At 65.3% G+C, this 14,540-nt stretch carries 14 protein-coding genes; 6 read left to right on the top strand and 8 right to left on the bottom strand.

The features are described 5' to 3' along the window. Nucleotides 1-51: 51 nt before the first annotated feature. Nucleotides 52-1,617, bottom strand: coding sequence for an MFS transporter (locus PQR54_RS07265; RefSeq protein WP_408245007.1), 1,566 nt, complete (start codon nt 1,615-1,617; stop codon nt 52-54). A 122-nt stretch (nt 1,618-1,739) separates the two neighbouring features. Here PQR54_RS07265 and PQR54_RS07260 point away from each other — a divergent pair, with 122 nt between their 5' ends. The 3 genes from PQR54_RS07260 (at nt 1,740) to PQR54_RS07250 (ending at nt 4,894) form a co-directional block, all read left to right on the top strand. Further along, nucleotides 1,740-2,615 carry a LysR family transcriptional regulator gene (locus tag PQR54_RS07260; protein ID WP_408244715.1) on the top strand — a complete coding sequence of 292 codons (876 nt, stop codon included), beginning with the start codon at nt 1,740-1,742 and terminating at the stop codon, nt 2,613-2,615. Nucleotides 2,616-2,841: 226 nt separating this feature from the next. Then, on the top strand, nt 2,842-3,393 hold the full coding sequence (locus PQR54_RS07255; protein ID WP_408244714.1) for a hypothetical protein: 552 nt from the start codon (nt 2,842-2,844) through the stop codon (nt 3,391-3,393). Nucleotides 3,394-3,541: 148 nt separating this feature from the next. Beyond that, a complete protein-coding gene (locus PQR54_RS07250; RefSeq protein ID WP_408244713.1) occupies nt 3,542-4,894 on the top strand; it encodes a DUF2325 domain-containing protein in 1,353 nt (450 codons plus the stop codon). A gap of 27 nt (nt 4,895-4,921) precedes the next feature. Here PQR54_RS07250 and PQR54_RS07245 read toward each other — a convergent pair whose 3' ends face one another. The 3 genes from PQR54_RS07245 to PQR54_RS07235 all read right to left on the bottom strand — a co-directional run bounded on the left by PQR54_RS07245 (nt 4,922) and on the right by PQR54_RS07235 (nt 6,578). Beyond that, a complete protein-coding gene (locus PQR54_RS07245) occupies nt 4,922-5,323 on the bottom strand; it encodes a winged helix-turn-helix domain-containing protein (protein WP_408244712.1) in 402 nt (133 codons plus the stop codon). Between the two features lie 52 nt (nt 5,324-5,375). Continuing rightward, nucleotides 5,376-5,921, bottom strand: a complete 546-nt coding sequence (locus tag PQR54_RS07240) for a nitrogen fixation protein NifQ (protein ID WP_408245006.1) — start codon at nt 5,919-5,921, stop codon at nt 5,376-5,378. A 168-nt stretch (nt 5,922-6,089) separates the two neighbouring features. Next, entirely contained in the window at nt 6,090-6,578 is a 489-nt protein-coding gene (locus tag PQR54_RS07235) for a molybdopterin-dependent oxidoreductase (protein ID WP_408244711.1), read from the bottom strand. A 233-nt stretch (nt 6,579-6,811) separates the two neighbouring features. Here PQR54_RS07235 and PQR54_RS07230 point away from each other — a divergent pair, with 233 nt between their 5' ends. From PQR54_RS07230 to PQR54_RS07220, 3 genes are all read left to right on the top strand, one after another. Continuing rightward, nucleotides 6,812-7,738: a hypothetical protein gene (locus PQR54_RS07230; protein WP_408244710.1), complete on the top strand. Its 927-nt coding sequence runs from the start codon at nt 6,812-6,814 to the stop codon at nt 7,736-7,738. Nucleotides 7,739-7,819: 81 nt separating this feature from the next. Beyond that, nucleotides 7,820-8,710, top strand: coding sequence for an extracellular solute-binding protein (locus PQR54_RS07225; RefSeq protein ID WP_408244709.1), 891 nt, complete (start codon nt 7,820-7,822; stop codon nt 8,708-8,710). Between the two features lie 5 nt (nt 8,711-8,715). Then, nucleotides 8,716-10,569, top strand: a complete 1,854-nt coding sequence (locus tag PQR54_RS07220; protein ID WP_408244708.1) for an ABC transporter ATP-binding protein/permease — start codon at nt 8,716-8,718, stop codon at nt 10,567-10,569. Here the strand turns inward: PQR54_RS07220 and PQR54_RS07215 are convergent. The 4 genes from PQR54_RS07215 to PQR54_RS07200 form a co-directional block, all read right to left on the bottom strand. Then, the gene (locus PQR54_RS07215; RefSeq protein WP_408244707.1) at nt 10,566-11,993 is read right to left on the bottom strand and encodes a nicotinate phosphoribosyltransferase; all 1,428 of its coding nucleotides are present in this window, start codon (nt 11,991-11,993) and stop codon (nt 10,566-10,568) included. The two genes, PQR54_RS07220 and PQR54_RS07215, sit on opposite strands and share 4 nt — an antisense overlap. Nucleotides 11,994-12,007: 14 nt before the next feature. Continuing rightward, on the bottom strand, nt 12,008-12,301 hold the full coding sequence (locus PQR54_RS07210; protein WP_408244706.1) for a hypothetical protein: 294 nt from the start codon (nt 12,299-12,301) through the stop codon (nt 12,008-12,010). A 164-nt stretch (nt 12,302-12,465) separates the two neighbouring features. After that, nucleotides 12,466-13,668: a CpaE/TadZ family protein gene (locus PQR54_RS07205; protein ID WP_408244705.1), complete on the bottom strand. Its 1,203-nt coding sequence runs from the start codon at nt 13,666-13,668 to the stop codon at nt 12,466-12,468. Between the two features lie 67 nt (nt 13,669-13,735). After that, nucleotides 13,736-14,023, bottom strand: a complete 288-nt coding sequence (locus PQR54_RS07200; protein WP_408244704.1) for a hypothetical protein — start codon at nt 14,021-14,023, stop codon at nt 13,736-13,738. Nucleotides 14,024-14,540 lie beyond the last annotated feature (517 nt).

Here is a 14,540-nt window from a genome sequence, read left to right as displayed (position 1 = left end):
CACGCCGCACACGATATCGGAAAACCGGGCCCAACGGGCGACGCGGCGCACCTATCCGTTCGAGGCCGAGCTACGCATCCGCGCGGCCTCGCTTCGGCCGGCCAGCAACCACACGCCCGCCGCAATCGACACCGCAATGAGCGCGGCCAGACCGAGCGCGGCGGCAAAACCACTCGCAAAGCTCGCGTGCGCGGCCGACATCAGCGTGGTTCGGACCGCGGCCGGCAAACCAGTCGTGGCCTGCGCCGTATCGCCGGCCAGCACACGCGACATGAAGCCGGCATCGAGCGCGGTTTTCACCTCGGGTGTGAGCGGCGTCGCCGCGAGAAATGCCGTGTGCGTGCGCGCCGCGAGCACCGCGCCGAGCACCCCCACCGACGTGACGATAGCAGTGAAGCGCGTCGTCGTGCTGATGCCGGAGGCCATGCCGGTCCGATCCGGCGGCACGCAGGCCATGATCGCCTTCTGCGTGTCGCCGTTCAGAATCCCGGCGCCGAGCCCCGTCACGATCATGCCGAACGCGACCAGCGCATAGCGTTCGTCGCCCGCAACCAACGCCGTCAGCAGATTGCCGATGGCGATCAGCACCAGGCCCGCCGACAGCACCGCCATGCCCGACACACGCCTGCCGAGCGCGGCGCCGATGTACGGTCCGACCACCATCGACAGCGCGAACGGCAACATACCGACGCCCGCCGCCACCGCGGACAAACCGAACGCGTTCTGCAGATACAACGGCAGGAACGTCATCATCACTTGCGCGCAGGCGGCGTAGCCGAACATGGCGAGCACGGCGGCGACAAAGCGCGGTTGCCGGAACAGCGCGAGATCGACCATCGCATGTGCCCGTACTCGTTGCACCTGAACGAAGGCGGCGAACAGCAGCACACAGGCCATGAGCCGCGCGACGGTCGGCCAGCCCGCGAGGCCGTCGGCCGGCACTTCGATCAACGCCCAGATGCCGAGCGCGAGGGCGCTGCCGAACAACACGCTGCCGGCGAGATCGAGCGGACCGGCTTTCGGATTGCGCGACTCGACGATCGCGCGCGACGCGCACCACGCGAGCACCGCGCACACCGGCAGATTCAGCAGAAAGATCCAGCGCCAGCCGAACCATTGCGTGATGACGCCGCCGACCAGCGGCGCCACCGTGGTCGCGAGGCCCATGCAGGTGCCCCATACGGCCCACGCGCGCACACGGGCGGGGCCTTCGTGAAACGTGTTCGCGATCACGGCGAGCGCGGCGGTGAGCAGCATCGCGGCGCCGACGCCCTTGACCGCCCGCGCGATGTTCAGCGCCGTCGCCGTGGGCGCCGCGCCGCAACCGAGCGACGCCAGAAAGAACACTGCGAGCCCGAGCAGCAGCATTTTCTTGCGGCCGACGCGGTCGGCGAGACCGCCCGCGGGCAGCAGGCACGACGCGAACGCGACCATGTACGCGCTGACGACCCATTCGACGTCGGCGAAACTCGCGTGGAACGAGCGCGCGATCGACGGCAGCGAGACCGCTACGACATTGGTGTCCAGCACGATCAGCGCGCAAGTGGCCGAGGCGGTGGCCAGCACGAATGCGGGATTGACGGGTGTTGGGCGCTGATTTGGGGAAGGAGGCGGCATAGCGAGGCAAATGGCGGTGAGATAGCGGTGGGTCGAAGTCACCTCATCGTAGCGATCCGTGTATTGCCTGTCATTGGCATAAAATCACAAAATAATTAACCTGAATTGCAATACAGAAAATCATGCGACAACTCGAACTCCGTCACATCCACGCCTTCGTTTGCGTCGCGAAACAGCTTCATTTCTCGCGCGCCGCGGACGAACTCGGGATCGCCGCGCCGTCGCTGACCAAGCTGATCCAGGAAGCGGAACGGCTGCTCGGCGTGCGGCTCTTTCATCGCACCAAGCGCTCGGTCACGCTGAGCGCGGCGGGCAGCGCCTATCTCGCCGAGGCGCTGGTTGCGCTCGATCACCTCGCGCGCGGCGAGGAGCGCGCGGTGCTGGCCGAGCGTGGCGAGCTCGGGCGCGTCGAAGTCGGCTATGTGGCGTCGGCGGCGTATGCGGGCGTATTGCAGCGCGACGTCGGCGGATTTCGCGGCACGCATCCGGGCGTCGATATCTCGATCCGCGAGGTGCCCATGGACAACATTGCCGCCATGCTGCGCGACGGCCTGCTCGACGCCGCCTACGTGCGCCCGCCCATGCTGCTCGCTGACGGCATTCAGGCCACGACCGTGCATCGCGACCAGTTCGTGCTCGCGCTGCCGGCCGATTCCGCGCTGGCGGCCTCGGCGAGCATCAAACCGGCGCAACTGCGCGACCAGTGCTTCGTGCTGCCGGAACAGGAAGCCGGCACCTTCGAAGTCGCGCGCCGCGGACGCTTCTCCGCGCGCCTCGGACCGCGCCCCGGCACGCTCGCCTCGGTGCTGGCCTGCGTGTCGCTGGGCGGCTACGTCGCCGTCGTGCCGCATACGCTGGCTGACTGCATCGCGTTGCCGGGTGTGGTGTACCGCGATATCGCCGGGCCATCCATCGCGTCGGAGATCGCGATTGCCTTCCGCAAGTACGAGCGTGCCCCGGCCGTCAAGGCGTTTCTCGACTTCGCGCGGCGCAAGTGACAACGGTCTGACAGCGGCGCAACGGGCCGGGAAACGGCTTCTGTTTAACACGCGGCACGCGTTTCGTTATATCCTGCCGAATATCACGGTAGGCTTCGTGGTGTCTGGCTGCGCGTCTTTCGGCGCGTTCGTGAGCCACGCGCGATGAGGTCAAACAAGCCAGCAGGAGCCAGTAGCGGTGCGCAGTCGACCCATTTCATCCGCCCCGGCAGGACGCCCCGGGCGCTTGCCGAACGAGCTTTCGTCGACCATCGTCGCGGTGAAGTCGGCGTCCGAGCGCGGCCGCGCCGAATCGATCCGCGATGTCGTCGACGCCTACCGGCGTCTCTACGGCAGCGTGCAGCGTTTCGTGCTGATGCTCACCGACGACCAGTTGAATTTCGCCTCGGTCGGCACGTCCGGCTCGCATTCGCTGAACCAGTTGCTGTCGATACTTGCCGAGCGCGCGAGAGCCGCGGCGCTCTCGCGTCTGCGCGACCTGAAAGCGGCGATCGAAGAAGCGCGCTCCGCCGAACAACTGCGCGACGCGATCTTTTCCGACACGTTCAGCAATGACCTGACTGCTCTGCGCAAGGTGGTCGCCGAACTCGAACGGCTCGACGCCGCTTTCGTGGGCCTGTGCGTCGGGCATGTGCTCGAACAGCACGCACGCGCGGCGAGCGAGACGAGCCCCGCGGCCGGCCAGCGGGTCGCCACTGGTCGAAGCCCGGCGGACGGCACGGCGCCCCGGCGCAAAGCGCGCGTCGCCGAATCCACCCTCGCCGCGTTCACCGACTGATTCGCGACAACCGCAGATGAACGTTCTCTTTCGTCCTTCGTTATATCTTTCCGAATATGTCGACGACTGCGCTCGCGCGGCGAACGTGCGCCATGCGCTTAACGGGCGCGTTCAACCCGCCTGACACCGAACCGGATTCGAGATTCCCATGCACACGCCCCCGTTTCGCCTCGCCCAGCCCACGCGTCTGAAACTGTCCGGCGACGAGTTCGCCGGCGCCGGCATGCACGCCGCCGACGCGTGCTGCGCGCCCGCCAAAGTATCGTTCTCGAATACCAAACGGCGCGCGCGTCTCGCCGAACTCGACAGTCATCTGCATTGCTCGATCATCGGCACGTGTCTGAGCACGCATGAATTGCGCAAGTTGGTGCCCAAATTCAAAGGACTCGACCGCCGCGACGCGAGCGATCTCGAGATTCATCACGCGGCGGTCGAACTCGCGATTGAAGGCGGCGCGGCCGCCAAGGCGCTGCACAAGCTGCTCGACGAACACTATGCGAGTGCAATTCGCCGCTTCGACAAAGCCACCGACGACGTCGATCTGCTCAAGCTCTGGGACGAAGCGCTGAAAAGCGGCGACATCCCGCCGGCCTATTGGGCGTTGATGACGCATCCGTTCGCGACCCTACCCGTGCGCCAGAAAGCATTCGGCGAACTGCACATGCTGTCGCATCTGGTGGGCGCGGCCAATCGCGCGGACATTCGCCGCCTCGTCGCGCTGGAAGAGGAAAACGCCGCGCTGAAGGAGAAAATCGAGCGTCAGCAGAGTCGATTGCACGAACTCAGCGTGCAACGCGACGCGACGATTGCGGCGCTCAATGAGCAGATCGCCCAGCTCACGGCGCAGGCAACCCGCCAGATCCCCGCCGACGCCGCCGGCCTCGAAGCCGAAGCGCAACGGTTGCGCGACAAACTGACCGACGCGGATCAGCGCGTCGCCTTGCACACGATCCGCCGCGAGGCCGCGGAACAGCGCGCGCTGCAGGAACAGGACGCGGCATTCGCGCTACGCCGGAGCCACGATCAGACGCTGACGCTGCTCAAGCTGGTGCAAAGCGAATGCGACGCCCTCGAACGCGCGACGTTGGATGCAGCCGACGCGGCGAGCGGAACCGGCACGCGCCGGGCGAGTCTCGACAGCGTGCAAAGCAAACGGATCGTGTACGTAGGCGGCAGGCCGGGCTCGAACGCCGCGCTCAAGCGGCTGGTGGAAGCCGCGGGCGGCGAACTCATCGTGCACGACGGCGGCGTGGAAGATCGCAAGGGGCTGCTTGCCGCGGCGTTGCCGGGCGCGGATCTCGTCGTGTTTCCGGTCGACTGCATCGACCACGATTCGATGAATACGCTCAAGCGCGTCTGCGAGCGCCATCAGATCGGTTATTTCCCGCTGCGCACGGCGAGCGTGGCGAGCTTCGTCGAATTGATGGCCCGCCTGCACCCGGAGCATCTCGCGCAACTCGGCAATCCGCCGCCTTCGGCGTTTTGCCTGCGGCACGGCTGAGCGCGCTCTGTTCAGGAACCTGGCAGCTCAGGAGCGGATTAGCCTGGTCAACTCGGCGATCTGTTTCGCGCAACTGCGCTGCGCTTCGACTTCGACGTCGCGGTAAAGGCGAATGATGGTTTCGCCCACCGGCGTGAGCGTGCAGCCGCCGCCGCTCTGACCGCCCTGCTCCGAATGCGTGGCAGGCGACTTGAGCGAGCGGTTCAGTTCGTCGATCAAAAGCCAGGCGCGCCGGTACGACATATCGAGGCTGCGCGCCGCCGCCGAGATCGAGCCGAATTCGCGCACGGCTTCGAGCAGTTCGACTTTGCCCGGCCCGAGCGCGACCGCGTCTCCGCTACGGATGCGCATTCTGAAGCGCACTTCGGGGCGCGTCTTCGCGGCTTTTTTTGCCGCGGGCGCGGATGTGGTTTTGGGGGTGTCAGCCATGCGCGAAAGCATACACGAACCGCCTCGCGCTGCCACCCTGGCCGAATGGCCGTCACGGTCCTCGTTGAAGATCCGGGAAGCAATGCCCGTAGTCTTCGCAGCCCGGACAACCTGGCGCCGGGCCGGGTTGCAAACCCAATGACAGCGCGCGTTGTTCAGCGAGGAATTTCTTCCACCGCAAGTTAGCGGTGTTCAATGCAACGAGCGTGGGGAAATAGCGCGTCAGCATCCACGTGACTTCGTCGCGGCCGGCGAGACCGAGATCGCGCCACAGGTGATCCGGGCGCAAACAGGCATGAGCGATGATCGCCGCGAGACACTGCGCGTCGTCCGCATGAACCGTGGCGCTGGCGTGCGTGAGCAGAAGCGCGTGGAGCGTGCGGACGAATTCCGCGTGTTCGCTTGAAGTGACCGCGAACGGCGACGCGACAGAAACTGTGGCGCGCGCAAAGTGCCGCGCCAGCAGCGCGCGCCACGCCGCTTGTTCGAGCCCGAGCAGCGCAAGTTCGTTGCGCGCGTCGCGCTCGGCGATCAGTTTGGCGAAGAGTTGCGTATCGGGCGATGCGGGGTTCGCGGCAGCATCCAGCCAGTGGGCCATGCGCGCCGAGGTTTGCACATCCCGCGGCAACGACAGCGCCCACAGCGGCGCTCCCGCGTCCGATGCGGCAATACCCGTAGCGCGTGCAAGCGGATCGTCAGACATGGGCGTCAATGCGGCGTGGACCAGCGGATCATGTTACGCCTGCCGGCCGCGTCTCGCGTCCGCTTACACCAACGGTCTCAACACATGCGCCTCGATCCGCGCGAGCCGTTTGACATGACGCGGCGCAGGCAGGATATCCGCACCGGAAAACAGAATCGGCGCGCCGTCTTCAGCGTCGAGCGCGCGGCCGCCGCATTCATAGGCGACCATCACGCTCTCGCCGATCAGCGTGTTGAAGAGTTCGTGCCACGAGAACGTCACGACATAGCCGTCGTGCCCCACCGCGACGAACACCGTGCGCTTGAATTCGCCCGGCACGCTATCCGGCAGGCCGGCTTCCTTGATGAGCGTCGTCAGGCGCACGCCGCGGTACGGCTCGACGCTGCGGATAAAACGGTTGGTCGTGTAGCAACGCAGATCGAACGGCGTCGCTGTCACGCTTTCGTAGCGCTTGAGTTCGTCGAGGCCGAATGAAAGCGGCCGCTGGAATCGTCCGCTCAGGACGAGCGCGCAGTCGACGGCGGGCGCGTTAATCACATTCACACTATCCATTTCCGATTATCTCCAGCATGTGTGCCTGAGCGGCTTGTTCACACGTTATATCCATGTGTATATTACGCTGCGACGGCGGCTTGCGCACGAAACTGCGCCGATACGCACTATATCGCCGGACATATCGGACGAATCGGCCAAGCGGCCGGCCACATCCACACTCATAACAATCACGGCACGCGTGGGCGCGCCGGCGTCCAGCCGGTGCGCAGGCGGCCCACTCAGGAGATCACATGCGCTTCTCACCCGCCTGGCAACGCAGCACGCGTCTCGCTTTCATTTCCCTTGGCCTGATCGTGGCGCTCGCCGGCTGCGGCGGCGACGAGGTCACCGCCACGCCGCAAAAGAACGCGGTTAACGCGTCGCCGAACGGCATCGCGGTACGCGCCGCGGACGGCGCCGTCTTCATCACCGACGACCAGACCAACAGCGTGCTCTCCTCGCCCGACGGCCGTAGCTTCGCGCATTACGCGAGCGTGCCGGTGGTGGCCGGCCAGTCGAACAGCCTGAGCCAATTGAGCTTCGCCGACGCGTCCACGCTGATGATCGAACGCTTCGGTTTCGGCACGGCGAGCGCGGTGTTCAGCATCACGGGCGTCAATGCGATCGCGGCGCTGAGCGGCCCCGATCCGGCGCGCCGGCGCCTTGGCCTGATCTCGATCGGCTCGAACCGATTGCTCTCGACGTGGTTCGTCAAGATCGGCAGCAATCCGTTGCAAGGTGGACTGAGCCTGATCACGTACGATCCGGCCGCTCACACGGCGGTGGAGCGCGACTTGCTGAACGGACTCGGCAAGCCGGTCGGCATCGCCGTGTCGGGCGACTCGGTCTACGTGTCGGACCAGGCCAACAACGACATCGTCAAAGCAAGCCTGAGCGCGTTGCTCGGCGGATCGCAGCCCGTGGCGCCGAGCGGCGTGTTCGTGCAGATCAACAGCCCGGACCTGATGGCCGTCGACGCGAGCGGCAAGCTGTACACCAAATGCAATGCAACCGGCCTCTGCCGCATCGCGCCGGACGGCACGATCAGCGTGCTTGCAAACGACTTTCAGGACGCCCGCGGCGTAGCCGTCGACACGCCACGCAGCAAGCTCTACGCGATCGACCGCGCCGCCAGCGCGAGCGGCACCAGCTACGTGCGCAGCTTCCCACTCAACTGAAGCGTAACGACGTCGTCGTCACACAAGACAACGCGATGACGTCGTAATATAGCGCTCTTAATAACGCATCGGGGTTATCGCATGATTCGCAAGCTGCTCGCTTCTCTCGTCGCGCCTGTCGCGGTCGTTACCGGCATCGTGACGGCCGCGCCCGCCTTCGCGCAGGACAACACGGTCAACGTGCTGTACGCCGGCTCGCTCGTCAATCTGATGGAGCGCAGCATCGGCCCGGCATTCGAGAAAGCCACCGGCCAGCATTTCCGCGGCTACGCGGCGGGCTCGAACAAGATCGCCAACGAGATCAAGGGCAAGCTGCGTCGCGGCGACGTGTTCATCAGCGCGAGCCCCAAGGTGAATGACAGCCTGACGGGCGCGGCGAACGGCGATCACGTCACGTGGTATGTGAACTTCGCCGAATCGCCGTTGATGATCGGCTACAACCCGCAGAGCAAATTCGCGCCGCAGTTCAGGAGCAAGCGCTGGGATCAGGTGTTGCAGGAGCCGGGCATCCGCATCGGCCGGACCGATCCGAAGCTCGACCCGAAGGGCGCGTTCACCGTCGAGATGGTGACCAGGGCGGCTGAGCTCTACCATCAGCCGGATCTCGTCGAGAAAACGCTCGGCGCCGCGGAAAACCCCGAACAGGTGTTGCCTGAGGAAACGCTGGTGGGCCGTCTGCAATCCGGCCAGCTCGACGCCGGCTTTTTCTATTCCACCGAAACGTCCGACCTGAAGATTCCGGCGATCCGCCCCGCGCCCGAATTGCAGGCCAAGGCCAGCTACACGCTGACCATTCTCAGCGACGCGCCGAATCGTGAAGGTGCGAGCAGCTTCGTCGACTTCCTGTTGAGCACGAAAGGCCGCGCGCTGCTCAAGCAACATGGTGTCGACGTCATCAAACCGACCGTGAGCGGCAACGGGCAAGCCATGCCGCCTTCGGTGCAGGCCGTGATCGACGCCGCCACGCAGTAAGCGCGGTGAAACGTACCGCGGCGCGTCCGCTGCTGTGGCTGGCGGCGCTGCTGGCCGTCTATCTGTGCGCTCCGTTTGTCGCGAGCGTGCCGCAACTCGGCGCGGCGGACTGGGCGAACGTCGACTGGCGCGCGACATGGTCGGCGGTCGGTATCTCGGCCGCAAGCGCCAGCGTGGCCTCGCTCGCGATTCTGCTGGGCGGCGTGCCGCTCGGCTATTTCCTCGCGCGTTCACAGTCGCGCAAGGTGGCGCTGCTCGGCTTTGTCGTGCAGTTGCCGCTGGCGCTGCCGCCGCTCACCAGCGGCGTGCTGCTGCTGTTTCTGCTCGGCCCGTATAGCTGGGTCGGCCGCTTCACCAACGGCGTGCTGACGGATTCGTTCGCCGGCATCGTGCTCGCGGAAGTCTTCGTCGCCGCGCCCTTTCTGATCATTGCCGCCAAGTCCGCGTTTACCGCCGTCGATCCGGTGCTCGACGACGTCGCCGCGACGCTCGGCCATCACGCCGGCAGCCGCTTTTTCCGCGTCATGCTGCCAGTCGCGTGGCCGGCGATTCGCGCGGGACTCGCGCTCGCGTGGCTGCGCGCATTCGGCGAATTCGGCGCGACCGTGATGGTCGCCTATCACCCGTATTCGTTGCCGGTCTATACGTACGTCGTATTCGGCGGCCAGGGGCTGCCGGCGATGATGCCCCTGCTGCTGCCGACGCTCGCCATCGCGATCGTCTGCGCGGCTTTGTCGATTTATAGCCTTCGGCAAAAGACCACGCTCGAGCAGACCGAACACGGCGACGACGCGCTCGAACCGGGCGCAAATCTGACGGCTTCGAATGGCAGCGAAACAGCGGACCTGCGCCTCGCTTTCCATTTGCAACGACAACTGGGCGCATTCGATCTCGACCTCGCATGGACGCCGGCCACGCGGCGCCTCGCGATCATCGGACCGTCGGGTTCGGGTAAGTCGCTGGCGCTGCGTCTGATCGCGGGACTCGAATCCAACGCGACGAGCAACGTGACGCTCGGCGCGACGCCGTTGAATACGCTGCCGCCGGAGCGTCGGCAGATCGGTTATATGCCGCAAGACTACGGCCTGTTTCCGCACATGACGGTCGCGCAGCAACTGGCCTTTCCCGTCGATGCCGATCCGGCGAGCGCGCGTTACTGGCTCGATCACCTGGGTCTCGCGCAACTGGTCGCGCGACTGCCGCATCAACTGTCGTTTGGCCAGCGGCAGCGCGTCGCGCTTGCCCGCGCGCTGACACGGCATAGCGAACTGCTGCTGTTCGACGAGCCGTTCGCCGCGCTGGATACGCCGCGTCGGCGCCGCCTGCAGCAGTCGTTGCGCGCTTTGCAGCGCGAGATCGCCGCGGTGACGATCATCGTCACGCACGATCCGGACGAAGCTGCGTTGCTGGCTGATGAAGTGCTGGTGGTCGAACAGGGCCGCGTGTTGCAAGCGGGGTTTATCGACGCGGTGTTCGAACGGCCGGCGTCGATGCGCGTGGCCGGCCTGCTCGGCTTGCATAACGTCGGCGAAGGCGTGATGAGCGCGTCGGGCCAGCTCGAGATCGCGCCGGGCTTCGTGATCGGAACCGGCGACAGTGGGCTCGATTTGCGCGCCGGCGAGCGCGTCATGTGGCGCGTATCGTCACATGCGATTGTTGTCGAGCAGGACGGCACGCATGCCGGTGTGGTCGACGCAGTCGAACTACGACGCGGCGAGCGCTATGTCCGCGTGAATATCGCCGGCGTCCGCTTCGACATTGCCAATGAAGATAACCTCCTGCGCGAAGGCGCACCGTGCCGCATCGATATCCGCGCTTCGGGCGTTGCGGTATGGCCGGCGAGCAATGCGGCGCATTAGCCTTCGTGCGCGTGTGCGCGGCTCCTGATTTCGGCAAGCGACATATCGACCAGCAGCTTGCCGGAATCGAACACGGTCACCAACGCTTCTTCCCAATCGCCTTCTACGGCAACGGGCAGCGTCGTCGTTCGATACTCGCCCGTGTGGCGATTCTTCAGCAGCGTTAGCCGGCCCTTCATCGAGCGCTTCCCTGCGTCCGTGACCGGGTCCTTGAGCACGTCGTGCCACTCGTCGCCTAACCGGATCGCCGAACATTTCATCGCGAAGCGCTGCGTGTCGCGATTGATCTGCTGCAATAGCGCGCCGCCCATGCCGAACACGATGTTGTCCGCGGCGAAACCGGCTTGGTCCATGGCGGCGAGAATCGCTTCGATCGAATCGGGATTGACGCCGTCGCCCTGGATCACCCGCACGTTGTTGAGCACGCGCCGCCCTTTGCCGTTCACCACCGATCCGAACGACGCCTCCAATGCCCGCAGCGTTTGCAGCACGATGGTTTGCGGATCGCCGGAGTCGGGCCGGATCACCAGCGTGCCGCCGGAGTCGAGCACGGCCTGCTTCAACTCCGTGCCCCAGGCGTTCAGCGCGGCGAACAGATCGTAGGAGTCGGACACCACCGACACGATCGCGCCCGGCTTGCCGAAGCGCGCGATCATGTTGCGAAACGCGTCGGTTTCGCGCTCGCGGCCCCACGAGGTGATCGTGCTGTGTTCCGCCGCCGGCACGGAAAACGCCGCCATCGTCTCGTTGTAGTAGTGGTTCGCCGCGACCACGCCGAGCACGGTATCCGAGCCCATGAAGCTGACAAGATGCGCCGCGCCGCCGATCGCCGCCGACTCCGCGCTCGACACGCCACGCGCGCCGAAGTCGTGCAGCTTGAACGGCAACTGCGCGAGGTCGTCGCTGCTCTTGAGCAGATAGACGCGGATCGTCTCGCGCAGATGCCAGCTTTGCGTCGCGACCGTAATCGGATACCACACGCGCAGCAGCATGGTCTCCAGATACGACGCCAGCCAGAACACCTGCGGGTCGTCGCATTCCACCGTGACGAGCACGTTGTGCGTCGGCACGACCGAGCCTTCAGGCACCGCGCGGATGCGCACCGGCAGATAGCCGCCGTGATGTTCGACGATGTAGCGCCAGCCCGCTTCGTTGAACGGCTCGCCGTGCGCCGTGAAAAACGCCTTGGCTTGCTCGATCATGGCCGGCGTGATGGGGCGGCACAGATATTCCTTGATCAGCATCTGCAGGCCGAAGAACAGCGTGCGGTCGTAGCGCCCGCCGCGCGATTCGATGTATGAAAACATCGCCGACGCTTCGGGCGGATATTGCAGGTAGTGCGACGCCTTGTACGAATCCGTGTTGAGGATCGGATTGGACAGGATCGACGCGATATCGTTGAGACCGCTGGACTCGTTTTGCATGGGCGATGCCGCGCTCAAGGGCGCGCTGGAAAGTAGGCAGACGGGCCGCGCATCCAGCCGGCCACATCGACACGATACACCGTCAAAACACGCCGGGAATCACGCGGAATCGCACCTTGCATCGATAAGCGCGATAGCACGGCGGCGCAACGCGCGAGCACTTCCACCGAGGCCGCACGCATGCCGCTCGCCGTGATCGCGCGCGGCTGCGCGTCGTGGCGAGCCACCGCACTGTCCGGTTCACCGCTCTTGTTTTTCGCGGGACAATGCTCGCCATGACGCTCTGGCGGCGGAGTGGTCCATGTCATTGCAGACTCGTTTCGATATGCGAATTATTATTCGAGCCGGCTACGCCACGGGCTGCCGGCCTGCCAGTGTGGCAGCGTAGCAGCGGCACGGGTCCGCTGTCCAGATCAGGCCACGGACGTGCGGATTCGCTTCCAACGAGTCTGTCCCGCTCGACAGGATGGTTTCAATGCCCCGGCTTGAGCTGCGGCGGCACGTTCGGCCGCGACGCGAACAGCCGGCCGAGCACGCCTTTGCGGCGCTCGGCGCTGCACGGCCACAGCATGTCCGCCAGCAGGCTGATGCCTTGCGCAAGCGTGCTGTCTCTCGCCGACGTCACCAGCGGCACACCGCGGCTGAGCGCGTCGTTGGCCTGCTTGTCGTCGCGCGGAAGCTGATGCGCCACCTTCGCGCCGAGCGTCTGTTCGAGCTTCGACAGGTTGATCTGGGCGTTCTTGTCGTAGTGATTCACCACCACCCGCACCTTGCTGGCCGGATAGCCCAGTTCCCTGAAAATATCGAGCATGCGGCGCCCGCCGTGCAGGTAGAGCAGGTTCTGACGCACCACCATGCAGATCGCGTCGCTGCGATCGAGCGCGTGGATCGTCATCGGATTCAGGCTCTGCCCGACGTCGATCAGCACCGCGTCATAGCGCTCGCGCGCCAGCGCGAGAATGCGCTCCAACTGCGCGGGCAGCAGTTCGGCAGCCTTGAGCGGATCGCCCGCACCCGCCAGCACATCGAGATTCGCGTGGACGTGCATCACGCATGATTCGAGTAGTGCGGCGTCGAGGCGCTCCGCCTGGGAGCAGAGATCGGCAAGCGTGGTGGGCGGCGGTTTGTCGGCCATGAGCAGACTGGCGTCGCCGAATTGCTGGCTCAGGTCGATCAGCAGCACACGCCGGTTGCTCAGCGCGGCAAGCGAATACGCAAGATTCACGGCGATCAGCGTGGTGCCGCTGCCGCCCTTGCTCGAAGCAAGCGAGACGACGCGGCCGACGCGGCGGCTCACGGCGTTTTTCCGCGCGTCTGCCTGGATGAGAATGGTGCTGATCTCGTCCGCGTCGGCCGGCCACGACAGCACGTGCCGTACGCCGACGCGCATCGCGACGCCCAGCAAAGCGGTGGACGGCGCCGCTGTCATCAGCACGCAATGCAGGGCCGGCGTGCAAGCCAGCGCTTCCTCGACGCCGTCCAGATCGCGTGTGCCCAGATCGGCGTCGTCGACGATCAGCATATCGGCGCTCCGAATCGCACGGTCGTGCGAGCGCACTTGCCGGGCCGTGCCGTGAGCGGTCCGCAACCGGTAAGCCACGCCGCTTGCTTCGAGGCGAGCGACGATTTGCGGCGCACGCTCCAGGCTGGATGAAATCAGGAAGATGTCGATCATGTCGGCTCTCCGCCGGTCTGACGCCGTTCGGTTGGCGAGGCCACCTCGATAGCAGTCAATGTTCTTTTTATTCGTCGGCATCGGACGGGTAAGTGTCCGCACCGCGTTCGTAGTTTCGTTCCTGCGACACCGGCATTTCATACACCGAGTCGCGCAGCGCCTCGCGCTGGATTTCCGCTTGCGCCCGGCGCCTGATCGCCTCGGCGATCACCAGCGTCGTCAGATCGACCGGCGGCGCGGCGAACAAGGCACGCGGCGCGGCGATATGCCGTTGGTAGGAGACGCTCACTGAGCGAGTCGTGGTTTGTCGATCCGACCGTGCTGCGCCGACCGGTTTGGTGATCTGTCTGGTCATGACAACCCCCGAAAAAAAGGTGCTTCTTCTACTGCTCTGTCCAGGTGAGCCGTGTCCGCAACTTCGCGGACACGGCGCCCGGTCCACCTCGTAACCCCGCCTCTCTATGGAGACTCTGGCCTTTCCTCCCCGCTTCATCGCGCCCGGTTGGTCCTCGACCGCGCGCTGCCCCGTCGCTGTTCTTTCGCTGTTTTCTTGTTGTTGTGCATACCGTTCGCTCGCCAACTCCGCTAGCGCGGTACGTGTTGTTTTGCCATCCCCTTCATATCCGCCGGAACAGACGGAAAAAGTGGCGAGGTCAACCTTTACATCGTCCGGTCGCAATGACCGGTACGTTGTACCGACCATTGCGCCGTTCTTTTATGACATCTGTTTTTCAGTGGCCCCGCCGCACCCTCGTAGAACGCATTGGCTTCCCCGGCCGCGCCTACGAAGTCTTTTTGCCGCCGGTCTCTTCTTATTGTGGCTTCCCTGAACCCAGGGACCGGGCGGCACCAGCTTTCGCTGTGCAGAGCAT

The organism is Paraburkholderia phytofirmans (assembly GCF_046028095.1).
GTDB lineage: Bacteria > Pseudomonadota > Gammaproteobacteria > Burkholderiales > Burkholderiaceae > Paraburkholderia > Paraburkholderia phytofirmans_A.
This window is presented reverse-complemented; position numbering and strand designations above follow the sequence as displayed.